The 21,736-nt window shown below is 70.6% G+C and carries 17 protein-coding genes and 2 pseudogenes; 7 read left to right on the top strand and 12 right to left on the bottom strand.

What is annotated here, in order from left to right:
- Positions 1–67: 67 nt before the first annotated feature.
- The 6 genes from AB0915_RS27245 to AB0915_RS27220 are packed head-to-tail and all read right to left on the bottom strand — an operon-like array spanning position 68 to position 6,287.
- Positions 68–391, bottom strand: coding sequence for an L-rhamnose mutarotase (locus AB0915_RS27245; RefSeq protein WP_366693578.1), 324 nt, complete (start codon positions 389–391; stop codon positions 68–70).
- Positions 388–1,932: a sugar ABC transporter ATP-binding protein gene (locus AB0915_RS27240; RefSeq protein WP_366693577.1), complete on the bottom strand. Its 1,545-nt coding sequence runs from the start codon at positions 1,930–1,932 to the stop codon at positions 388–390. Before AB0915_RS27240 ends, AB0915_RS27245 begins: the two co-directional genes overlap by 4 nt.
- Entirely contained in the window at positions 1,932–3,005 is a 1,074-nt protein-coding gene (locus AB0915_RS27235; RefSeq protein WP_366693576.1) for an ABC transporter permease, read from the bottom strand. The genes AB0915_RS27240 and AB0915_RS27235 overlap by 1 nt, the downstream gene beginning before the upstream one ends.
- Positions 3,002–4,075, bottom strand: coding sequence for an ABC transporter permease (locus tag AB0915_RS27230; RefSeq protein WP_366693575.1), 1,074 nt, complete (start codon positions 4,073–4,075; stop codon positions 3,002–3,004). Before AB0915_RS27230 ends, AB0915_RS27235 begins: the two co-directional genes overlap by 4 nt.
- A complete protein-coding gene (locus AB0915_RS27225) occupies positions 4,072–5,160 on the bottom strand; it encodes a mandelate racemase/muconate lactonizing enzyme family protein (RefSeq protein WP_366693574.1) in 1,089 nt (362 codons plus the stop codon). Before AB0915_RS27225 ends, AB0915_RS27230 begins: the two co-directional genes overlap by 4 nt.
- A gap of 38 nt (positions 5,161–5,198) precedes the next feature.
- Entirely contained in the window at positions 5,199–6,287 is a 1,089-nt protein-coding gene (locus AB0915_RS27220) for a substrate-binding domain-containing protein (protein ID WP_366693573.1), read from the bottom strand.
- A 278-nt stretch (positions 6,288–6,565) separates the two neighbouring features.
- On the opposite strand from AB0915_RS27220, the gene AB0915_RS27215 reads away from it, so the two are divergent.
- The 3 genes and pseudogenes from AB0915_RS27215 to AB0915_RS27205 form a co-directional block, all read left to right on the top strand.
- Positions 6,566–7,177 carry a GntR family transcriptional regulator gene (locus AB0915_RS27215; RefSeq protein WP_366693584.1) on the top strand — a complete coding sequence of 204 codons (612 nt, stop codon included), beginning with the start codon at positions 6,566–6,568 and terminating at the stop codon, positions 7,175–7,177.
- A gap of 590 nt (positions 7,178–7,767) precedes the next feature.
- The gene (panD, locus tag AB0915_RS27210) at positions 7,768–8,193 is read left to right on the top strand and encodes an aspartate 1-decarboxylase (protein WP_366693572.1); all 426 of its coding nucleotides are present in this window, start codon (positions 7,768–7,770) and stop codon (positions 8,191–8,193) included.
- Positions 8,194–8,607: pseudogene (locus AB0915_RS27205) on the top strand (arylsulfatase); the annotation flags it as partial. It lies immediately after the preceding gene.
- 370 nt (positions 8,608–8,977) lie between these two features.
- Here AB0915_RS27205 and AB0915_RS27200 read toward each other — a convergent pair.
- Positions 8,978–10,360 (bottom strand): diaminopimelate decarboxylase, encoded by a 1,383-nt coding sequence (locus tag AB0915_RS27200; RefSeq protein ID WP_366693571.1) that lies wholly within the window; start codon positions 10,358–10,360, stop codon positions 8,978–8,980.
- 106 nt (positions 10,361–10,466) lie between these two features.
- Positions 10,467–12,113, bottom strand: coding sequence for a helix-turn-helix domain-containing protein (locus AB0915_RS27195; RefSeq protein ID WP_366693570.1), 1,647 nt, complete (start codon positions 12,111–12,113; stop codon positions 10,467–10,469).
- 265 nt (positions 12,114–12,378) lie between these two features.
- On the opposite strand from AB0915_RS27195, the gene AB0915_RS27190 reads away from it, so the two are divergent.
- Positions 12,379–13,788, top strand: a complete 1,410-nt coding sequence (locus tag AB0915_RS27190) for a M64 family metallopeptidase (RefSeq protein ID WP_366693569.1) — start codon at positions 12,379–12,381, stop codon at positions 13,786–13,788.
- A gap of 28 nt (positions 13,789–13,816) precedes the next feature.
- On the opposite strand, the gene AB0915_RS27185 is transcribed toward AB0915_RS27190, so the two are convergent.
- The 3 genes from AB0915_RS27185 to gndA form a co-directional block, all read right to left on the bottom strand.
- The gene (locus AB0915_RS27185) at positions 13,817–14,614 is read right to left on the bottom strand and encodes a family 1 encapsulin nanocompartment shell protein (RefSeq protein WP_366693568.1); all 798 of its coding nucleotides are present in this window, start codon (positions 14,612–14,614) and stop codon (positions 13,817–13,819) included.
- On the bottom strand, positions 14,614–15,687 hold the full coding sequence (locus AB0915_RS27180) for a Dyp-type peroxidase (protein ID WP_366693567.1): 1,074 nt from the start codon (positions 15,685–15,687) through the stop codon (positions 14,614–14,616). Before AB0915_RS27180 ends, AB0915_RS27185 begins: the two co-directional genes overlap by 1 nt.
- Before the next feature lie 144 nt (positions 15,688–15,831).
- Positions 15,832–17,274 (bottom strand): NADP-dependent phosphogluconate dehydrogenase, encoded by a 1,443-nt coding sequence (gndA, locus tag AB0915_RS27175; RefSeq protein ID WP_366693566.1) that lies wholly within the window; start codon positions 17,272–17,274, stop codon positions 15,832–15,834.
- A 307-nt stretch (positions 17,275–17,581) separates the two neighbouring features.
- On the opposite strand from gndA, the pseudogene AB0915_RS27170 reads away from it, so the two are divergent.
- Together AB0915_RS27170 and AB0915_RS27165 are read left to right on the top strand one after the other, a co-directional pair.
- Positions 17,582–17,763: pseudogene (locus AB0915_RS27170) on the top strand (sugar kinase); the annotation flags it as partial.
- A gap of 296 nt (positions 17,764–18,059) precedes the next feature.
- A complete protein-coding gene (locus AB0915_RS27165; RefSeq protein ID WP_366693565.1) occupies positions 18,060–19,358 on the top strand; it encodes a transglycosylase family protein in 1,299 nt (432 codons plus the stop codon).
- On the opposite strand, the gene AB0915_RS27160 is transcribed toward AB0915_RS27165, so the two are convergent.
- Positions 19,328–20,569, bottom strand: coding sequence for a DMT family transporter (locus AB0915_RS27160; protein WP_366693564.1), 1,242 nt, complete (start codon positions 20,567–20,569; stop codon positions 19,328–19,330). The two genes, AB0915_RS27165 and AB0915_RS27160, sit on opposite strands and share 31 nt — an antisense overlap.
- Positions 20,570–20,803: 234 nt before the next feature.
- On the opposite strand from AB0915_RS27160, the gene AB0915_RS27155 reads away from it, so the two are divergent.
- Positions 20,804–21,514, top strand: coding sequence for a (2Fe-2S)-binding protein (locus tag AB0915_RS27155; protein ID WP_366693583.1), 711 nt, complete (start codon positions 20,804–20,806; stop codon positions 21,512–21,514).
- Positions 21,515–21,736: the final 222 nt, after the last annotated feature.

Here is a 21,736-nt window from a genome sequence, read left to right as displayed (position 1 = left end):
CTCCTTGAGGGCGCGGTACCGGTCGTACCGCGCGGTGGTTCGGGCTGGCGCAGTCCGGAGCGCGGGCCTACTTCATGAGGAAGACCTGTTCCATGTCGGCCCACCACTCGCCGGGCGCGGCCTCGTCGACGGGCCGCTGGCAGGGCGCGGTGCGCCGCCACCACTCCTGGGTCGCCGGGTCTTCGGCCATCGCGGCGAGGTCCGCCGCCAGATCGTCGCCGCGGTACTCGAAGTAGGCGAAGAGCTGGTCGCCGAGCAGGTGGATCGAGTAGTTGGTGATGTGGCAGCCTCGCAGCCGGTCGAGGACCGGTCGGGGCACGTTGCGGTGCAACTCCCGGTACTCGTCCACCTTGTCGGGCAGAACGCGGATGACCTGGGCGACGCGCCTCATGAGGTGCTGCTCTTCGCGGTCGCGGCCGAGCCGGCGCGGTCGTGGATGATCCGGATGATCTGCCCGCTCATGCGGTCGTAGTCGTGGTCGTTGTCCACCTTGCCGCGGATGCGGTGATCGGCCATGACGACGACCCGGTCGGCCAGGGTGATCATCTCCGTCAGGTCGCTGCTGATCAGCAGAATGGGCAGGCCGCCGCGGGCCAGCTCCCAGATCAGTTCGTGGAAGGCGTGCTTGGTGCGCACGTCCACCCCGACGGTCGGCTCGTCGACGACCAGCAGCCTGGTGTCGGCCGCGAGCCACTTCGCCAGGCTCACCTTCTGCTGGTTGCCGCCGGACAGTTCACCGGCGTTCTGCTCAAGGCCGGAGATGCGGATGCCGAGGCGGTCGACCAGATCCTGCGAGACTTCCTTCTCCTGACGGGAGGAGATGTCGCCGAGGAACCGGCCGAGCTTCTTCCATACTGTCACGGTGATGTTCCGGACGATGGGCTGCTCCAGGAAGACGCCTTCCTCCTTGCGGTTCTCGGTCAGATAGCCGATGCCGTAGGTGTGCAGGGCCTCCCGGGGAGATCCGATCCGCGCCGGTTCGCCGTACACCCGGATCTCGCCGCCCGTGACCCGGTCGAGGCCGAGGACGGCCTTGACCAGTTCGCTGCGGCCGGCGCCGACCAGACCGTACAGACCGACGATTTCTCCGGGGCGGACATCGAGGCTGACGTCCTGATGCCCGGTCGCCGTGCACAGACCCGACAGGGAGAGAGCGGGCACTGCCGAGGTGTCCACCGTACGCGGGGTCATGTCCGTCACCGAGTGCTGACGGCCGACCATAAGGGTGACCACGTCGTCCTGTGCGTACTCGGCGAGTGGAGCCGACTCGAGCACCGACCGACCGTCACGCAGGACCGTGACGGTGTCGCAGATGGCAAAGACCTCCTCCAGCTTGTGGCTGACGAACACCACACACGTGCCGCGCTCCTTGAGGCGGCGCACGACGTCGAAGAGGCGTTCTGCTTCCTGCGGGGAGAGGGACGCGGTGGGCTCGTCGAGCAGGAGCACCTGACTCTCGGTGTACAGGGCCTTGGCGATTTCTACCAACTGCTGCTGCGCCACGGACAGTTCCCGTACGGGGCGGTGCGGGTCGAGGTCCAGGCCGAGCTCGGCGAGGCAGCGCTCGGTGGGGCCGGCCATCGCCTTCCTGTCTACCAGTCCCCAGCGCGCGGGCGGGCTCTGCAATGTGACGTTCTCGGCCACGGAGAAGTCGGGGATCAGGTTGCGTTCCTGGTGGACCACGCCGATGCCGGCTCGGGCGGCCTCGAGTGGGGAGCGCAGGTGGATCTCGTCTCCACGCCACAGGAGTCTGCCGCCGTCGGGCAGGTGGACGCCTGTGATCACCTTGATCAGGGTGGACTTGCCTGCTCCGTTCTCGCCCAGCAGGGCGTGTACGGAACCGGCGTTCAGGGTCAGGCCGACGCCGTCGAGGGCGCGTACCCCGGGGAAGACCTTGACGATGTTCTCGCATTCCAGCAGGACGTTGCTCATCAGGCGCCTCTCGTGCTCGGCAGGGCAGCGGCCGGACGCGCGTCGCCCTTCGGCGGCGCGGGCGGCGTGGGGCCGGGCGCCTTGCCGTTCTTCTCGAGCTGGGTCTGGTGGATGCGTCCGCCGACGACCGTTCCGAGGACGACCAGGCCGATGAGGAAGTTCACCCAGCTCGGGTCCAGGGAGAACTGGGCGCGGGCGGTGTCGATCAGCCGCATGACGAAGGCGGCGAGCACGGTGCCCAGCACCGCCACCGAGCCGCCGGTGAGCGCGACGCCGCCGATGATGGGCGCCGCGAAGCTGGACAGCAGCCAGTCCCCGCCGACGCTGCGGTTGACGCCGGGCAGCGAGGCGGTGGCGGTCACCGCGGCGATGCCGACGAGCAGGCCCGACAGGGTGTGGGCAAGCACGATCTGACGGTCGGTGGAGATGCCCGACAGCCGGGCGGCGAGTGGGTTGCCGCCGGCGGCCAGCAGGCGCCGCCCCGCGATGGTGCGGTACATGAATGCGGCGAGCATCGCGGCCGCGGCGAGCGCGGTGACGAACACCAGGGGGATGTTCAGGGGCGCCGAGCGGCCGAAGTCGCGCAGCGTGGCCGAGTATCCGTCGATGGTGCGGGTGCCGGAGAGCCGGTACTGGGCGCCGAGCAGGATCGTCATGGTGCCGAGGGTGACGATGAAGCCGTTGATGCGGGTGGCGACGATGAATACGCCGGTCAGCAGGCCGATCAGGGTGGCGGTGAGGACGCCGATCAGTACGGCCAGGCCCGCCGGCACGCCGTGGTCGGCCATCAGCACGCCCATCAGACAGGCGCTGAAACCGCCCAGCGCGCCGACGGCGAGATTGAGCTGCCCGACGCACAGGGCCACCATCTGGGCCAGTCCGATGAGGATGGGCGTGGCGAGATACTGCAGGAACGTGCGGAGGGAGGATCCCTCGAAGAAGGAGCCGGACGAGGCGATGCCGAGGCCGACGTAGCCGAGGACGACCACGCACAGCAGGGTCATCTCGGTGGACCGGGAGAAGCGCCGCAGTGCCGGAAGGGCCGCGGTTCCCTTGTCGCGGAGCGTCGTCATGTGGAGCGCACCACCTTGCGATAGGACACGACGGTGCGCACCCGGTCTGCTGACAGAGCCAGCAGAAGTACGCAGCCGAGGTAGATGTTGAGGCTTTCCAGGCCGACACCGAGCAGGTCGAGCCCCTTGCGGATGACGCCGACCAGGGAGGTGCCAAGCAGGGCGCCGATGACGGAGACGACGCCACCGGTGAGGAGGGTGCCGCCGAGGACGGCGCCGAGGAATGAGGGGAGCATGAAGTCGTCGCCGATGGAGGCCCGGAACGTGCCCGTGCCGACGGCGGCCATGAAGCCGGCGAGGGCGGCGAGCAGCCCGGACAACGCGTGCGCCAAGACGACCCTGCGCCCGGTGGGGATGCCGGACAGCTCGGCGGCGGCCGGGTTGGCGCCGGTGAGCAGCAGCTCGCGGCCCATGCGGGTACGGGCGTAGAGGAAGCCGAGGCCGACGAGGGCGAACAGGGTGAACTGGGCCATCTGCGGGATGGCGGGTGAGCCGCAGACCGGACCGGCACAGATGTCGGCCAGCGAGTACGAGCGCAGTTCGGCGAGTCCGTCAGGCCGCGTGGTGAACGCGGCGTTCTCCGTGAGGGCCGAGTAGAGCAGGGAGACCAGGCCCAGCAGGGCGAAGTCCATGGCCAGCGTCACGACGAACGAGTTCACGCCGGTGCGGGCGATGATCCAGCCGGTCAGGGCCCCGATGGCGCACCCGGCGACGAGGCACAGCACCAGGCCCAGCGCCAGCGGAAGTCCGAGCCGGTCGTATCCGAACCCGGCGAAGAAGGCACCGAAGGCGGCCATGCGCCCGACCGCGAGGTTCATGTGCCCGATGGAGAGCACAACCATTTGCGCGAGTGCCACCACGGTGAGCGTCGAGATGTCCCTCAGGAGCGGGAAGAGCACCAGCCGCTCGTCGAAGAAGGCCGGCCGCAGAACGCCGAAGAAGGCGCCGAGCGCGACGATGAGCACCAGCAGCCCCAGCCGCTGGTTGACCCAGAACGGCAGCCGGTGAGCCCGGCGGACGCCGCCGGTGGGGCGGTCGGTCTCGCTGTCGGGTGTGACGGCCGTGTTCATGAGACCCTCCGGTCCTCGATGGCGTCCATGTCCCAGTCGATGCCGATGCCCGGCTGGTCCGGCGCCACGGCCAGGCCGTCGCGCAGGACCATCTCGGTGCGGGTCACGGCGCGCAGCTGCGGTATGTACTCGACGTAGGCGCCGTTGCTGACCGCGGCGACCAGGCTGACGTGCAGTTCCATCAGGAAGTGCGGGCAGACCATGACGTTGAAGGTCTCCGCGAGGTGAGCGACCTTCAGCCACGGGGTGATGCCCCCGACCCGGGCGACGTCGACCTGCACCACGGAGGCGCCACCGGATTCCAGGTAGGTGCGGAACTGCATGGGCGAGTACATCGACTCGCCGACGGCGATCGGGATTCGGGTGGAGCGGGCGAGCCGGGCGTGGCCGCTGAGGTCGTCCGCGGGCATGGGCTCCTCGAGCCAGTACGGGTCGTAAGGCTCCAGGGCGGCGGCCAGCTGCACGGCCGAGGACAGTGACTGCGACTGGTTGGCGTCCGTCATGATGTGCAGCGCGGGGCCGACCGCCTCGCGGACGGCGCGCAGGCGCTCCGCGTCCTCGGCGACGTGCGGCTTGCCGACCTTGATCTTGACCCCGGAGAACTGCGCGTCCCTGGCCGTGAGCGCGGACTTGACCAGGTCCTCGGTGCTCAGGTGGAGCCAGCCGCCCTCGGTGTCGTAGACGGGGATCTCCTGGCGGTGGCCGCCGGCCAGTCGCCACAGCGGCTCTCCGGCGCGCTTGCACCGCAGGTCCCACAGGGCCGTGTCCACGGCGGCGAGCGCCAGCGAGGTGATGGCGCCTGTGGTGGTGGCGCGGGTATGGGCGAAAAGCTGCTGCCAGAGCCCCTCGACATTGCGGGCGTCCTTGCCGGTGACGAGGGGCAGCAGGTGGTCCCGGAGGAGTGCCAGAACCGAAGTCCCGCCGGTGCCGATCGTGTACGCGTAGCCGGTTCCCACGAGACCGTCGGCCGTGGTGAGCGTGACGAGGACGGTCTCCTGCTTGACGAACGACTGCACGGCGTCGGTGCGGTCGGTCTCCACGTCGATGTCGGCCAGCAGGGCCGTTGCGTTGGTGATGATGCTCATGCGCGTGTGCTGACTTTCTGTGTCCGTGGCCGGGGTGGTCAGCCGCAGGAGAGGAACTCGTCGGCGAACTGCTTCTTCAGCTGGGCGGTCGTCGTCTTGCGCGCGTCGTCGTAGTTGGTGACGTTGTCCTTCGTGACGACGAACGAGCCGGAGTCGACGATCTTGCCGGGCTGCTTCATGGTGCACTGCTTGGTCTGCAGCAGGGCGAGCGCCCAGGCGCCGATCTCCGCCTGGCCGACCGGGTTCTGTACGACGGTGGCGCTGACGGAGCCGTTCTTGATCGAGGAGAGGATCTTGGTGTCGTCGTCGATGGCCACGACCTTGGCCTTCGAGTCGGACTCACGTACGGCCTCGGCGGCGGCGACCGCCGGGTTGTAGGCGGTGGAGACGATGCCCGCGATGTGACCGCCCTTGGCGGCAAGCAGGTCGGACACGGCCTTCTGGGCCGTCTGGAGGTCCTTGTCGATGTCGGTGATGGTCTGCAGCAGGGTGACCTTGCCGCCGGTCTCCTTCACCGCCTTCTCCACTCCCCGCTTGCGTAGCTGGGTGTTGGCGTCGACGTTGTTGCCGGTCAGGTGGACAAGGGCGCCCTTGCCGTCCATGGCCTCGATGGCGGCCTTCGCAGCCTTGTACGCGGCGAGCTCGACGTCCGTGGAGAGGCAGAAGTCCGCCTCGTTGGTGCCGCCGGCCGGACAGGAGGCCAGCGATGCGACGGCGAATCCCTGGGACTTGAGGTCCGCGAAGGTGGTGTTGATGTCGGTCGGGGACACCCCGAAGATGCCGAACGCGTTGTAGCCGCGGGCGGCGAGCGTCGAGAGGAGGTTGTTCTGCTTCTGCTGGTCCCACTCGGCGGTCTCGTCGAAGGTGACGTCGCCCAGCTTGAGCGTCTTCTTGGCCGTCTCGCCAGCCTGCTTCCAGGGCTGGAAATAGGGGTGGGCGCCCCCCGGGACCAGCGCGACCTTGGTCCTGGAGCCGTCGGCCAGCTCGGCCGTCCCGACACCGGCGTTCCCGGAGGCGGCGCCCGTGGCGCCGGGCTCGTCCGAGTTCTTGACAGTGCAGGCGGACGACGCGGTGACCAGAAGCATCAGGGTGATGGCGGCTGGCAAGGCGGTTGTATGACGGCTCATGGCTGTGCCCCACTCGAATCAAATAGGATTTCGTTCGTTGTGATGCTGGGGCAGAGTGGTCGTCTGCGTCAATACCTGCGTAGAGACGGTTGATTGGCGTCAGGAGCGGGGTCAGGATCGTATAGAATTTGCTCGATGGCGTCGGGGGATCCACCCCGTGCCGGGGTCGAAAGGAGTCCCAGGAGATGCCGGTGGGCGCGAACGTGTCCGCAGGGGCAGGACCTCCCGCCGCACGGCGGGAGGTCCTGACGGACAGCGTCTACGAGGCCGTCAAGGCGATGGTGATGGATCACGTGATCCAGCCGGGTGCACGGGTGGGGATCGAGTCGATTTCCCGGTCGCTGGGGGTCTCGGCCACTCCCGTGCGCGAAGCGCTGGCCCGGCTCGAGTCGGACGGACTCGTGGTGAAACGCTCGCTGTCGGGATACCGCGCCACCGAACTGCTCACCCGGCACAGCGTGGAGCAGCTCTTCGAAATGCGCCTGCTCCTGGAGCCGCCTGCCGCCGCGCTGGCCGCAGAGTGCGCAGGGGATGCCGACCTGGACCGGATCGAGACCCTGGTCGAGGAGATGCAGGGCCTGCCCGACAAGGGTGACAGCTACGCCGTATACGGCCGCTTCGCGGCACTGGACCAGCGCTTCCATGAGGCGCTAGCCGCCGCGTCGGGCCGGCCCCTTCTTGCCGCGGCAGTGGAGCGTCTGCACACACACCTCCACCTCTTCAGGCTGAGCCCCGTCACAGGCGGCAGCCCGGCGACGGTCGTCGAGCACGGCCGCATCCTGAGAGCTGTGCTGCGACGCAACCCGGAACGGGCTGGGGAGGCGATGCGACACCATCTGGAGCAGAGCCTGCACCGCCAGCTCGATCGATACGGGCGAGATGGCGTCTGATGAGGGCACCACTTCATGACGCGTGGCCGTGCTACGAGGTTCGACGTGGCGGTCGCTGAGCGACCCACACGAGGCGTAGTCACAGCCCTTGCGGGAAGTCATGCCGGGCACAGGTGGCGAGCGTGTCGTTGAAGCGCCGGCGGAGGCGTCGAGGCGGAGCGGTGTGGTGTCCGGGGCGGCTTCTGAGGCCAGGGCTCCTACGGCGTGCGGAAACTCTTGCCGTCCGTCGTAGGCGATGGCCACGTCTGCTTGCATGTCCTGTGACGGGTCGCGGGTTTGGCCGCAATGCCGGGTTCTCGCACCAGTCGAACAAGTCCCTAACCGCTGGGCGCCCTGTCGCTACGTGCCGAGGACGGGCAGTGCGGGCTGCTCGTCCTTGGCGCCGGTTGGCCATTGGCCCGTCGCGACCATCGCAGTCTCGGGCGGCCCCCGCGCGGCCTGATGATGCGCCAGAAAAGTCAGCAATGGGTCAGCGTGAGTCCTGAAAGACATGCGAAAATCTGACCTAACATGCGAATCGTTATAGGCTCCAGAGACGGCCCTTGACCTGCGAAAAGTGGGCAGGGAGCAGATAAATCGGGAGTTTCTCCGTGTTTCGTACAATGTTCAAGTCCAAGATCCACCGTGCCACCGTGACCCAGGCCGACCTGCACTACGTCGGTTCCGTCACCGTGGATGCCGCGCTCATGGAAGCCGCGGATCTTCTGCCCGGCGAGCTCGTGCACATCGTCGACATCGACAACGGTGCCCGACTGGAGACGTACGTCATCGAGGGCGAACGCGGCTCCGGCGTCATCGGTATCAATGGCGCCGCCGCCCACCTCGTCCACCCCGGCGACCTCGTGATCCTGATCAGCTACGCGCAGGTCGACGACGCCGAGGCCCGCACGCTGACCCCGAACATCGTCCACGTCGACGCGGACAACCGGATCGTCGCGCTCGGCGCCGACGCCTCCGCGCCCGTGCCGGGCACCGCCACCGAGCGGAGCCCGTACGCCGTGCCCGCCACCGACTGACTCTGCACCTGTTCGGCGATCGGCGGGGCTGCCGAGGCCGCCACGGCGGCGCTCGGCGTCCCTGTACTGCGGGTCGACCGGCCGATGGCGGCAGCCGTCGGCCGCGACCGCGTCGTCGTACGTGCCGCGCTTGCGGACACCCTGGTACCGACCCTGGCCCTGCTGGCCGAGGAGGCGGGCGATCGGGCCGCGGACATCCGTACGGTCCTGGTCGAGGGGGCATGGGCGCGGTTCGAAGCCGGCGACCACGACGGCTGTCTGGAGCTGGTGGCCGCTGTCGCCGACCGGGTGACCGACGCCGATGTGATCGTGCCGGCCCAGGCGTCCATGGCCGATGCCGTCACCCGGACGGTCACGCGGATTCCGGTCCTCTCCAGTCCCCGGCCCGGGCGTGCTGCCGCGGCCGCGGCAGCGCACCGAGCCGCCGTGCGGGTTCTCGTCCGGTGGCACGGAACCCGTACGTATGCTCTCGGCAGGCGCGGGCAGCTGCTCCGGGAGACGGTGGACACGAGATCCGCCCGCATTTCTGGAGCCCGAGATGACCAACCCGTATCCCGACCCTGTGCCGCCTCCCGACCCCGTGCCGCCCGCGCCGACGCCCGGACCTATGCCCGGACCGCCCTCGCCGCTGCCGGAGCCGACACCTGCCCCGCCCGTACCCGGTCCGGTGCCGCCCGGTCCTTCGCCGGACCCGATTCCCCAGCCGCCGTCGCCCAACCCCGAACCGGTGCCGGAGCCGGAGCCCACACCCCGCCCCGCCGGATGACGAGTCAGGGCCGGACGGCTACTCCGTGTGCTGGGGGCCGATTCCGAGGAGGGAGTCGGCGTGTCCCGCCCCGCTCTCCTCGGCGATCGACTCCAGCGACTGGGCGTCACGCACCGGCGCGAATCGAATGGCCTCCTCACCCGAGCTGTCGCTCCCGGCGCCGACCGTGCTGAACCCGTATACGGCGGGCCTCGGCAGACTGTTGTACGACCAGGGGGTCGAGAAGTAGTACGCGCCGGTGTCGTACAGCACCACGAAGTCGCCCTCCCGCAGCTCCGGCAGTTCCCGGGCGTGTGCCACGACGTCCCCGGCGAAACAGCACGGTCCCGCGATGTCCTGGACCAGCGGCGGACCGTCCTTGGGGCGCCCCTCGGCGTCGAACGCCCCGACCCGCAGCGGCCAGGACTCGGGCATGAAGACGGTACGGGTGGCGATCTGGGCGCCCGCGTGGGTGAGCGCGATACGGCGGGAGCCCGCGTCCTTCGTGTACTCCACCAGCGCCCCGATGAAGCCGTTCTTCGCGAGCAGTGACCGGCCGAACTCCGTGACCAGCCTGTACCGGCCGTCGAAGAGCCCCGGCGCCGCTTCGCGCAGCGCCGCCACATAGGCGGAAAAGGTGGGCCGTACGGAGTCGTCCTCGAAGTTGACGGGCAGTCCGCCGCCGAGGTCGATGCTGGTGATCTGCCGGGCACCGAGGGTTTCGTTGATCTCCTCGGCGAGCTGGTACGTCTCCGCGACCCCGGTCGCGATCAGCTCCAACGAACAGCCCTGGGAGCCGACATGGGCATGCAGCCGGGTCAGCCAGGAGTGTTCGGCGAACGCTCGGACGACACTCTCGCGCGCGCCGGGGTCGTGCAGCGCCACGCCGAACTTGGAGGTCGGCGTCGCGGTGCTCATCGCACTGATGGAGCCCCCGCCCACCTGCGGGTTGATGCGCAGTCCGATGACGGAGACCGAGCTCCGGGGGCGCAGCGAGGCGATGCGCCGCACCTCCTCGAGGCTGTCGGCATTGAGTGCCACACCGAGCGCGAGCGCCTGACGGATCTCATCGCGCGTCTTGGCGGGGGAGTCGAGGACGATCGCCGCGGGTGCGAATCCGGCGTCGAGGGCGAGCCTCAGCTCACCGGGGCTGGCGACCTCGCATCCCATGCCGCAGTCGGCGAGCAGCCTCAGCACGGGGACGAGGGCCGCGGCCTTGGCGGCGAAGGTGTGGAGCACGGTGGCGGGCGTGTCGGCGAACGCGCCATGGAGGGCGGCGACGGAGTTGCGCACCCCGTCGGTGTCGATGAACCCGGCGACGGGCCGGCCCTCGCCGAGCAGCCCGGTGCCGACGGCGTGGCGGACCGCGGCGGCGACGCGCGCGGAGGACGAAGGGCCCGGAGAGGGTGTAGTGAGAGGCATACGGCGAGAGTCGGTGATGGGAGCCCCGAAGGTCTCTGGCGAGCAGAACAGGATTGGCGCCGGACCTTGGCCGCAGGGCCAACGACCGTACGAATCAGGGACAAATCTAGCCGTTCAGCCGGACGGCGAGGGTGATGAGCAGCCGGGTGTCGGGGTCGTCGAGATCGACGCCGTACCGCTCCCGGGCGCGGCGCAGCCGGTACCGCAGCGTGTTCGGGTGCAGGACGAGCTGCCGGGCGGCCCGGCCGATGTCGCCCGACGCGTCGAAGTAGGCGGCGAGTGAGCGGACCAGCTCGCCCCCGGTCGCCAGGTCGGACCGTACGAGGTCGTGCACCGGCCCGCGGCCCGCTTCCCAGACCGGCCGTACGGCGTCCAGGACCCGCAGGACGTCCAGGGACGGACCGACCTCGGCCGCTCCGGCGTACCGCAGCGGCTCAGGCTCCCCGCCGCGCGCGGCGCGGTTGCGCAGCACTCGTACGACCAGCGTCGCGTCCTCGCAGGAGGCGGCGGCCCGCAGGGCGGTGGGCACGACGGGACCCGCACCGACCCGGACCGGCGCGGAGCCGTGCATGGACACGGCGAGTGCGTCCAACTCGCTTGCAAGACCGAGCACTTCCCTGTCCAGGCCGCGCTCGACGGGCAGCAGCACCAGCAGCCGGTCCCCGTCGCGCAGCACGCGTGCCGAGGGGCGGTACGAGGATGCGTGCAGGGCGAGTACATCGAGGACGCGGTCGGCCGACGGCCCTGCCGCGCCATCGCGTTCGACCACCAGGACCGCGCACGGCGCGTCCGGTGGCAGCCCCAGCGACCAGGCGTGGGTGCGCCGGTCTCCACACCCGTACAGCAGACCGCGCAGCGCATGGTTCCTCCGGCGCACGGCCCCGCTCGCGTGCAGCCGGTGCTGCACCAGGTGGGGGGCGGCGAGCTCCGCTCCGCGCCGCAGCGCATCCGCTGCCTGCGCGGAGAGCGCGCGCCCGTCCGTGGCCGCCCAGATGGAGCCGAGAACTTCGGAGCCGCTGCGGACCGCGATGATCAGCCGCTCGGGGCTGTCGCCTTCGGCGGCCCGGTGAATGACGTCCCGGGAGGTCCACAGGGCACGGAGGATTCCGCTGCGCCGGAGCTCGGCGACGCGCCACTCGGGAACCCTGCCGCCGAGAATCGTGGACCGGCGGACCCCGTCGGCCTCGGGGCGGGTGGCGGAGTGGGCCAGCACCCGGAAGCGGGTGTCCTCGATGGTGATGGAGCCCCCGGTGTTCTCGGCGATGGCCGAGGCGAGGGCTGCCAGCCCGCCGGCTGAGGTGTCCGCCGTGATGGCCGTGTCCCCGGCACGGCCCGTCGCGGCGTAGGAGAGCGCGGAACGCAGCAGAGTCGCGGTGTCGGTCCAGTCGGCCCAGGCCGCACGGGTGAGCAGGGCGATGCCTGACTCCTCGGCGGCGGCGAGTACTTCGGGCGCCGCGGGCACCCCCTCCGTATCGCGGAGCACTACGGCGCAGGCGCCGCGCCGGGCGGCCTCACGGACCGGGCCCGCCGCATCGGCGGAGGAGGCCGGCGGGCCGACGGCCAGCACGATGCGCTGGTCGAGTGGCTGCGCCTGCCCTTCGTCACCGACGGCCACACCGCTTACGCCGACGACGTGGTCGGCGGGCGCGAGCAACAGACGGAGTGTGCCGCCATCGTCGAACGCCAGGATCTCGCGGAGCGTGACCCCGGACTGCGGCTCCCGCTCCGGCTCGGGCACGTCGCGCCTCGTCATGGGAACCGAGCATACGAGCGACCGGCCGATGGCAGGAGTACGCCCGGTGTCCGGTCGGCAGGACAGGACCCAGGGGCGCCCGATCCGGGCTCCCTGAGGGGCGGTCACCCGGATTCGATCACCGGTCACTCGACTTCCGGGTCTTGTTCCGCGCTTCCCCCACCCCTAGGTTAAGCGTCGAGATAAGTCGATTTAATTTTCCGATAAGCAGCTGGTCGCGTCGTTGCGCGTCCGCTCGAAGTCGGAGCCCCTCAAGGAGTTGTACATGCGCATACGCCCGGCCACGCGCCGAACCACCGGATCGGTGGCGGCCCTTGCCGTCGCCGGCCTGCTGGCAGCGACCGCCGCCGCTGCCGCCCCCGCGGCGGCCGCCCCGACCGGGGGCGACGGCAAGGGCAACCACCGCGTCGAGTACTTCGCGGAACCGGGAGGCGCCGGGAAGACCGTCGAGGTCCCGGCCACCGCGCCAAGGAAGAGCGGCCGCAGCGCGAGCGCGTCCCTGAGCGCCGCCGAGGCCGCCCTGGACGGTGCGGTCGGCAGGCAGCAGGTGACCGGCTCGACCGACGACCGGCTCGACGTCGTGATCATCGGTGACGGCTACACGGCCGACCAGCAGGCCGATTTCCACGCGGATGCCACCGCCAAGTGGGCCGACATCACCGCCATCGAGCCGTACCGGAGCTACCGGAACCTGTTCAACGTCTGGACCGTCGACGCCGTCTCCAACGAGTCCGGCATCAGCGGCGACCCCGGCGCCGGCATCGTCAAGGACACCGCGCTCTCCAGCTACTTCTGGTGCGGGGACATCGAGCGCCTCGTCTGTGCCGACATCGACAAGGTGGCCTCGTACGCGGCCGAGGCTCCCGCCGCCGACCTCGTCGTTGTCATCGCCAACTCCACCAAGTACGGCGGCGCCGGCTACTCCGGTCTGCAGGCCGAGGGCTACCCCTTCGGCGGCGTGTCCACGCTCTCCTCCGACAACTCCAAGTCGAGCATGATCGCCGTTCATGAGATAGGCCACTCGGTGGGCCTCCTGGACGACGAGTACACGTACCCCTCGTACGGCACCTGGACCGGCGGTGAGACCGACGGACCCAACTCCACCACGTACACCCCCGCGCAGCTCGCCGAGAAGCGCGCCAAGTGGTATCGCTGGCTGGGCGAGAGCGACCCGACGGGCTCGACGGTCGGCACGTACGAAGGCAGCGCCTACTATCCGCTCGGCATCTACCGGCCGACCTCGACCTCGCTCATGCGTGAGCTGTCCAGCACCGAGTTCAACCTGCCGGGACGCGAGGCGATGATCGCCGGGTTCTACCGCGCGGGCAACGCACTGAGCAGCACCCTCGACACGGGCGCCGCGATCACGCACGGCCAGCGGATCCGGGTCACCCTCGCCGGCCTGGGAAGCACCGATGGCGAAGGACGCGGGTCCGGCCCGGCGGCCGGTCTCGCGCGGACAGATCTGCGCTGGTACGTCGACGGTGTCGAGAAGGTCTCCGCGCACGGCCGCACCGCCGTCACCCCGGCCTCGCTCGGCGTGCGCGCGGACGGCCGCAGCCACCGGGTGACCGCCGAGGCCGTGGACCGCACGGACGCCATCCGCGACCCCGCGGTCCACGCCCTGGCCACCGACACGCTCACCTGGACCGTCAAGGCGGCCGGGCGCCCGTAGGCAGCAGCCGGGGGCCCGGCCCCGGCCGTCAGGCGATGATCGGGACCACGGCTTCCGGCGTCAGCATCCGGAACGTGAACGACTGGTGGAAGTAGAGCCGGATGTGCGTCGCGTCGTGGTCCCGATAGCCGATGGACAGATCCTGGCCCAGGCGCAGTTCGAAGTCGCCGCCGCGGGTGGACAGCAGCACACCGCCCGCGACGGCGGGCGCCCAGAGGATCTGGTCGTCCAGCAGCCGGGCGAGATGCGTGGCCACCGGATAGCCGTGGTCGGACGTCTCGGTCGCCTCAGTGAACGCGTCGGCGCCGAGCAGCAGCCGGTACGGCCCGTCCACACCGGCCAGCCGCAGCTGGGTCAGCGCCTGGCTCACCGTGGCCGGATAGTCGCGCGCATCGGCGGGCAGCGGCAGCGGAGTGTGCGAGGAACCGTCGCGCAGGCCCGTGATCCCGGCCGCCGCGTACCCGTCGATGATGGTCATGTCCTCGGCGAACGCACAGGTCCGGGCGGCGTCCTTGACGGGCTGCCAGTCACTGTCCTCGGAGCCGCGCTCGACATCGTCCACGGCCGCCCGCGTCACCGTGAACGGTACCCGCCACTCGATCACCGGCACGGAGGTACGGGCCCGGGCGATGACATCCGGCGTCGGCGGGTCGATCTCCCGCAGATGCCCGTCACCGACCGCCGAGAACGACGGTCCCTCGGGATCCGTCACATCGACGACGCGACGGCCCGCCAGATGGCGGCTGAAGGTGCGCCGGGCCTCCTCCTCGATCTGGTCCCAGGCGGCTTCCGTGACGGGGGCGAGTTCGCGGTGGAGGTTGTTCATCACTGGGCGCTTTCTTGCAGGCTGCCGATATGCAGCGAACCGTCCCGCGCATCCGCCGGAACCGCGATCCGAGCGACCGGCGCGGACGCCGGCTGCGACAGGGATTCGGTCCCGGACAGGACGGGGGCCGGCGGCGGGGCGTCGAAGAAGTCGGCGCTGGGGGCGTAGAAGAGGGTGCCGGTGACGGCGGTCGAGAAGTCGAGAATGCGGTCGTACGTGCCCGGCGGGTTTCCGAGAAACATATTGCGGAGCATCTGTTCGGTCACGTCCGGATCGGCGGCATAACCGATGAAGTACGTGCCGAACTCGCCCTGTTCGAAACTGCCGAACGGCATGTTGGCGCGCAGGATCTCGCGCGCGGTGCCGTCCGGCGCGGTGAGGGTGTTCAATGCGACGTGGGAGTCATGGGGTTTGACGGCGTCGGGCAGCTCGACGTCTTCCAGCTTGGTGCGGCCGATGACACGCTCCTGCTCCTGCGTGCTCAGCGTGTTCCAGGACGCCAGGTCGTGGAGATACTTCTGCACGATGACATAGCTGCCGCCCGCGAAGGCGGGGTCGGCTGCGGAGCCCACGAGCGCCGCCGTCCGCGCATCGGCGCCGATCGGGTTCTCCGTCCCGTCGACGAATCCGAGCAGGTCCCGGTGGTCGAAGTACCGGAACCCCTGCGTCTCGTCGATGACCGTCACCGCCCCGCCGAGCCGGTCGAGCAGTCGGGCGGCCCACTCGTAACACACGTCCATCTGCTCGCCCCGGATGTGGAACAGCAGATCGCCCGGGGTGGCGGGGGCGTGGTGGCGCGCGCCGTGCAGCTCCTGGAACGGATGGAGCGAGGCCGGCCGGGGCCCCGCGAACAGCCGGTCCCAGGCGTCCGAGCCGAACCCGGTCACACAGGCCAGTCCGGCGTTCGGCGCCCGGAAGTCGAGGGAACGGGCGAACGCCGCAAGGTCCGGCAGCACCTCGCGTACGGCGCTCTCACCACCGGGTTCGATCGTGACGACCAGGATCAGGGCGGCGGTGGTCAGCGGCGCGACGACGGGTTGGGCGGCGGCCGGGTCCGGGACGGCGTCGGGCATGCGGCGGCTCCGAGTGGGTGGTGGCGACAGCTCGGCCGGGGCATCCCGGTGGTGCGGGACGCCGACGGTACTCGCTGCTACTTACGCATACGTGCGGCCCCGCCGCATCCCGCGGCGATCCGACCGGGCGACCGGCCGCCCCCGTCAGCCGGTGGAGACCTCCGACCGGTCGCCGCCCCAGAGCGTGTGGAACGAGCCGTCACGGTCGGTACGCCGATAGGTGTGCGCTCCGAAGAAGTCCCGCTGCCCCTGTGTGAGCGCCGCGGGCAGCCGGTCGGCGCGCACCCCGTCGTAGTACGAGAGCGCGGCGGCGAACCCGGGGGTCGGCACCCCCTGGCGCACCGCCTCGGCGACCACGGTCCGCCAGTCGTCCTGCGCCGCACCGATCTCGGCAGCGAACTGCTGGTCGGAGAGGAGACTCACCAGCCCGGGACGCGCGTCGTACGCCGCGCGGATCCGGTCCAGGAATGCGGCCCGGATGATGCATCCGGCCCGCCAGATCGCCGCCACCCCACCGAGATCGATGTTCCAGTCGTACGCCTCGCTGCCCGCCCGGATCTGGTGGAAGCCCTGCGTGTAGGAGACGATCTTGGAGGCGTACAGTGCCTGTTCGACCTGGTCGGCGAAGGCTGCCGCCCCTGCCCCGGTGAGGGGGACGGGCGACGGCCCCGGCAACTCCCGTGCGGCCTCACGGAGATCCGCGTGGCCCGACAGGGAACGGGCGAACACCGCCTCGGCGATACCGGAGACCGGCACCCCCAGATCCAGCGCGATCTGCACTGTCCAGCGGCCCGTCCCCTTCTGCTCCGCGCGGTCCTGCACGATGTCGACGAAGGGCTTGCCCGTCGCCTCGTCCGTATGGGCGAGGACCTCGGCGGTGATCTCGATCAGATACGAGTCGAGGCGGCCGGTGTTCCAGCTGCGGAATGTCTCGGCGATCTGCGCGGGGGAGTAGCCGGCCACCCGGCGCAGCAGGTCGTACGCCTCCGCGATCAGCTGCATGTCCGCGTACTCGATGCCGTTGTGGACCATCTTCACGAAATGCCCGGCGCCGTCGGGGCCGATGTGTGTGGTGCACGGGGTGCCGTCCTTCGCCTGTGCGGCGATCCTCTCCAGCAGCGGCCCCAGGGATTCGTACGACTGGGTGGAGCCACCCGGCATGATGCTCGGCCCGTTCAGCGCCCCCTCCTCGCCGCCGGAGATACCGACACCGACGAAGTGGATCCCGCGCTCCCGCAGCTCCTTCTCGCGGCGGCGGGTGTCCTCGAAGTGGGCATTGCCGCCGTCGATGATGACGTCGCCCTCCTCGAGCAGCGGGGCGAACTCCTGGATCACGGCGTCGGTCGGATCGCCCGCCTTCACCATGATGACCAGCCGACGCGGCCGCTCCAGCGCTGCCACGAACTCCTCGGGTGTGCGTGCGGCGACGAAGGTGCCCTCGTCGCCGAACTCCTTGACCAGGTCATCGGTCTTCGCGGTCGTACGGTTGTGCACCGCGACCGTAAAGCCGTTACGGGCGAAGTTCCGGGCGAGATTGCGGCCCATCACCGCGAGCCCAGTGACGCCGATCTGCGCAGTGCCGCTCATCTGTGTGCTCCTGCAATCTGTCGAGGATGCCGGGACGACCAGTATGGATACGAGAAGCGGGCACGGCCTGTTCACCCCGCCGCGCTCCGTCCACGCCGCAGCAGAACGCCCGTACGGTCGGGTGAGGAGTCGGCCGAGCCGGGCCGGTGGAACAGGGCTTTTCCGCGGGGGACAGGCCTCGCCCGTCCCCCGCCGCTGGACGCGGTGGCCCGGCACCGCTCCGGCTCTGTCGCGGCGGCACCCGGGCGCGGTCGGGTGAGGCACACGGACGCGCATCGCGGACGGCACCCGCGCCCCGGGCGATGCCGGTGCCGTCGTCCACGGCCGGACCAGCGGTCGATGGGACGTACCGTTCGAGCGGCCGGTGCGCGCCGCCGTCGACATGCCCCCGGAAGTGCGTCTGTTCATCGATAACGGCGCCAAGGGCCGGGCCGAGATGTGGTCCGGGGCCGCGGTGCGGAGGCCGCCGCGACCGCGCTCATCGGGGCGGCAGCCGCCCGGCGGCGGACGCGTCGGCCTCCTCGCTCCCCAGCGGTTCGTGCGGGCGCCCGCATGTGCCAGGGCAGTGCCACCGCTCTGCCGGCACCCCAGCCAGAGAGCGCTCTCCCGCTTCCTGGGATCGAGCGTCTTCCGCAGGCGTCACCCCCGTTGATGAACTGCGGTCCGAGGTACGCCCGTTTCGTGCGTGACAGGCGGGTTCTCGGCTGAGCCCTTGTCATCACCCTTTGCCTGCACATAAGTTGGCCGCTTTGGACGTGTCCTACAGCCAGTGGGGGAGCCAAGTCATGGCCGCGAACGGACGGCACCGCAAATACCGGCCCAGCCGCATCAACCGTGCCTCGCTGACGGTCACGGCAGGCGGTGCGGGCATCGCGCTCCCGCTCATCAGCGCAGCTTCGGCGGGCGCCGCGTCGACGGATGTCTGGGAGAAGGTCGCCGCCTGCGAGTCCACCAACAACTGGCACATCAACTCGGGCAACGGACACTTCGGCGGGCTGCAGTTCACCCGGTCGACCTGGGCGGCTTACGGCGGCACCGCCTACGCGCCGCGCGCCGATCTGGCCACCAAGGCACAGCAGATAGCCATTGCGGAGAAGGTACTGGAGGCGCAGGGCCCCGGTGCCTGGCCGACCTGCTCCACCCGGGCGGGCCTGACACGGGGCGGCGCCCCCGACGTCAAGCCGCAGGCGGAGCGGACCGGCGGTCCCGTCGACACCTCCTCGAAGGGGACTCCCACCCCGAAGAAGGCGAAACCGAAGGCCGATAAGGCACCCGCACCCGTCACGCCGACCACGGTGCCCGGCAAGCGCGAGTCGTACACCGTTGGGCGCGGCGACTCGCTCTCCGCGATCGCGTCGACCGAGCGCGTGAGGGGCGGCTGGCAGCATCTCTACGCGGCCAACCGCAAGGTGGTCGGCGACGACCCGGACCTGATCCTCCCCGGCCAGCGGCTCACCCTGGACGCGGCCCGGACCCCGAAGCCCGCTTCGAAGACCGGCCTCAAGCCGGGCGCGTCCACCGGACCGCAGCAGAAGACGAAGCCGCGTCGACCGGCGGAACCGAAGCACGAACAGGCGGAACCACAGCACCAGGCGGCGAAACCGCACCACACGACTGAGGCGAGGCCGCACCAGGCGGCAAAGACTCACCCCAGGAAGGCCGGGCGGGCCGAGAAGCACTCCGGGCTCACCGCCCCGGTGGCGGCGACCCGCATCGGCACCTCCTACCACCAGGCCGGTTCCTGGGCGAGTGGCTATCACACGGGCATCGACTTCCCCGTCCCCACCGGCACTTCGGTCAAGGCGGTGGCCTCCGGCACGGTCGTGTCGGCGGGCTGGGCGGGAGCGTACGGCTACGAGATCGTCATCCGGCACAGCGACGGCAAGTACAGCCAGTACGCGCACCTGTCCGCGCTCCATGTGCGCGAGGGCCAGCACATCAGCGGCGGTCAGCGCATCGCCCGCTCGGGCTCCACGGGCAACGTCACCGGACCCCATCTGCACTTCGAGATGCGTACCGGCCCCGGCTATGGCTCCGACATCGACCCCGTGACCTACCTCAGGGCGGGCGGCGTCAGCGTCTGAACGCTGCCGAGCGGTTGCGTGGAGTCATCGGGCTCGGCGGCCGACAGGGCACGTCGTCCCGAACCGGTGCGCGGCAGCGGCGCGGGGCCGAACCACACCCGACGCGCCCGACGACTCCTCAGGGTCACCGGCACCGTCACCGGCGGCGGGAGCAGCGAGGGAAGCGAATCGGCAGCGGCCGAGCCGGACACGGCGGGCGTGCCCCGGGGAGGCTCCGCCTGCGGCTGATGCCCGGCCGGTGCCCCCGCGAACTCCGCCGCACTGGCGGACTCGGCGGCCCTTTCCGCGCTCTCCGGGGCACCTGCCATGTCCTCCGCGGCAACCCCGGCATCCATCTCCGGCACATCCGCGCCGATCCCCATGACCCGCTGATTCTCGCGCTGCTCCGCGCTCATCCGCTCCGTGGTCAGCAGGATCAGCCCGCCCGCGGCCACCACGCCGCACGCGAGCGCCAGCACCGTGCCCGCCGTGCCGTGCCGGAACTCCTCGCCGAACAGCGTGATGCCGACCGCCGCCGCGATCACCGGGTTCACGACGGTCACCGTCGCGAGCGGAGCGGTGAGGCCGGCGCCCCGGTACGCGGCCTGGGCCAGCAGCAGTCCGGCCCCTGCCAGCGCCGCGATCACCAGGAGCGAGGGCAGCCCCGCGCCCACGGCACCCGAGGTCCACTCCATCGCCTCCGTCTTCGTGAACACGGAGGCGATACCGAACGCGACACCCGCCGCACCGGCCAGCACCACGCTCCGTACCACCGGCTTCTGCACGCCCTTCGAGACCACGAGGAGCAGCGCCACCGCACCGAACGTCACGGTTGCGAGCATGAACTGCTCCGACCCGTCCAGCGTGTGCGACTCGCCGCTGCCGGTGAGCGCGAGCAGACCCGCCAGACCGGCCGTCGCCATGATCGCGCCGCGCCAGGCAGTCGCCCCGGCCCGGCGGCGTACGAAGAGGGCAGCCATCGGCAGGGCGAAGACGATCGTCAGCGCACCGAGCGGCTGCACCAGGCTGAGCGGGCCGTACGCCAGTGCCAGCACGTGCAGCACCGCACCCACACCGTTCAACGCCACCGCCACCCACCACACGCGGTTGCGCAGAGGGGTGAGCGAGCGGCCGTCTCCGGCCGTGGCGACGCGCTCCTGGACGATTGCCCCGGCCGCGTACGCGACCGCGGAGACCAGTGACAGCAGCACCGACAGTGCGAGGAAACTCATGTGCACCACGATGGCCCTTCAAAGCCGCCGAGTCGTCGTCCTTGAGACTGCGATCCGACGTACTGCTTTGGTAGTACGGCAGTGGTCCGCGTGTCCTCCTCCCGACGGTAGTCCTCCTTCCGTCGGCCCTCAGGACGATCATCCCGCAGCGATACGGTGAACGGCGAGCCGCGGTACCCGGGATGCCCGCGATGTCACCAGGAGTGATCGATGGAACCCGCGCAGGAACAGCGCATGGAGCAGGCGGACGCGGCCTCGCCGGGCGGCTTCTTCGCCCTGCGCGGCACACCGGTACCCGGTGGCGCACACCGCCCGCTGGCCCGGCTGTACGCGGGAGAGACGGCATCGCTCACAGCCCGTATCGACGCCGTCGCCACCGCGCTCCGTACCCCGGAGCGCAGAGTGGCCGCGTCCGTCGCTCACCTGGGCCTGGCCGCCCGTCTCTGGTCCACCGCCCTGGGGCCGGCAGCCATGAGGGGCCGCTTCCCCGATCTGTCCCCCGGGGCGCTCCACTGGGACCCGCAGCGCCCCGCCCCCGACGATCTGTGGCACGAGCCGGTCGCCATGCTGCCCGGCACCGCGGACCGGATCCGCGAGGTCGTCCAGTTCGGGCATCTCGTACCCCTGGCGGAGGCGATCCGCCAGGACGGACACCTCGCTCCGCGGCTGCTCTGGGGCAACGCGGGATCGGCCCTGGCCGGAGCGCTCCGCGAACTGATCGCCTGGGCGCGGACGCACCACCGCCCGGACGTCGCGCAACGGGCCCGCGCCCTGGTCGCCGAACTCTTCGACCACCCGGATCTGCGCACCACCGGCTCCCCGCACACCCCAGCGTTCCGCAGACGCAGCTGCTGCCTCTACTACCGGTGCCCGGGCGGGGGCCTCTGCGGGGACTGCGTCCTCGACCGCAAACCGGGACCCTCTGCGGACTCCGCCCCCCGGTGATCGACCGGCGCGCCGACACAGACGTCGTGACGGCGTCGCAGGCCGTCACGCCCCTTCGACCGGCTCCTTCCGCGCCCGCGACGCCTCGCGGCCCCGCTTGGGCAGCCGGAGCTCGACCTCTCGGCGGCTAGGGCGTGTTTCGAAAGTCCCGCCTGCCTGGCGACGTCTGGCACGCACGCTCGCTGCGTTGTCGGGCTCGCCCCGATACGCCCAGTATCGGGG

The sequence above is a fragment of the Streptomyces sp. NPDC048411 genome, assembly GCF_040704695.1.
Lineage (GTDB): Bacteria > Actinomycetota > Actinomycetes > Streptomycetales > Streptomycetaceae > Streptomyces.
Note: the sequence above shows the minus strand (reverse complement) of the source record. Positions and strands in the feature narration are given on the sequence as shown.

Coding starts and splice junctions, on each gene's coding strand:
- AB0915_RS27225 (WP_366693574.1), bottom strand. CDS start 5,160: ATGAGCATCATCACCAACGCAACGGCCCTGCTGGCCGACATCGACGTG.
- AB0915_RS27195 (WP_366693570.1), bottom strand. CDS start 12,113: ATGACGAGGCGCGACGTGCCCGAGCCGGAGCGGGAGCCGCAGTCCGGG.
- AB0915_RS27155 (WP_366693583.1), top strand. CDS start 20,804: ATGGAGCAGGCGGACGCGGCCTCGCCGGGCGGCTTCTTCGCCCTGCGC.
- AB0915_RS27215 (WP_366693584.1), top strand. CDS start 6,566: ATGGTGATGGATCACGTGATCCAGCCGGGTGCACGGGTGGGGATCGAG.
- AB0915_RS27235 (WP_366693576.1), bottom strand. CDS start 3,005: ATGACGACGCTCCGCGACAAGGGAACCGCGGCCCTTCCGGCACTGCGG.
- AB0915_RS27160 (WP_366693564.1), bottom strand. CDS start 20,569: ATGAGTTTCCTCGCACTGTCGGTGCTGCTGTCACTGGTCTCCGCGGTC.
- AB0915_RS27185 (WP_366693568.1), bottom strand. CDS start 14,614: ATGAACAACCTCCACCGCGAACTCGCCCCCGTCACGGAAGCCGCCTGG.
- AB0915_RS27220 (WP_366693573.1), bottom strand. CDS start 6,287: ATGAGCCGTCATACAACCGCCTTGCCAGCCGCCATCACCCTGATGCTT.
- AB0915_RS27200 (WP_366693571.1), bottom strand. CDS start 10,360: ATGCCTCTCACTACACCCTCTCCGGGCCCTTCGTCCTCCGCGCGCGTC.
- AB0915_RS27230 (WP_366693575.1), bottom strand. CDS start 4,075: ATGAACACGGCCGTCACACCCGACAGCGAGACCGACCGCCCCACCGGC.
- AB0915_RS27190 (WP_366693569.1), top strand. CDS start 12,379: ATGCGCATACGCCCGGCCACGCGCCGAACCACCGGATCGGTGGCGGCC.
- AB0915_RS27245 (WP_366693578.1), bottom strand. CDS start 391: ATGAGGCGCGTCGCCCAGGTCATCCGCGTTCTGCCCGACAAGGTGGAC.
- gndA (WP_366693566.1), bottom strand. CDS start 17,274: ATGAGCGGCACTGCGCAGATCGGCGTCACTGGGCTCGCGGTGATGGGC.
- AB0915_RS27165 (WP_366693565.1), top strand. CDS start 18,060: ATGGCCGCGAACGGACGGCACCGCAAATACCGGCCCAGCCGCATCAAC.
- AB0915_RS27240 (WP_366693577.1), bottom strand. CDS start 1,932: ATGAGCAACGTCCTGCTGGAATGCGAGAACATCGTCAAGGTCTTCCCC.
- AB0915_RS27180 (WP_366693567.1), bottom strand. CDS start 15,687: ATGCCCGACGCCGTCCCGGACCCGGCCGCCGCCCAACCCGTCGTCGCG.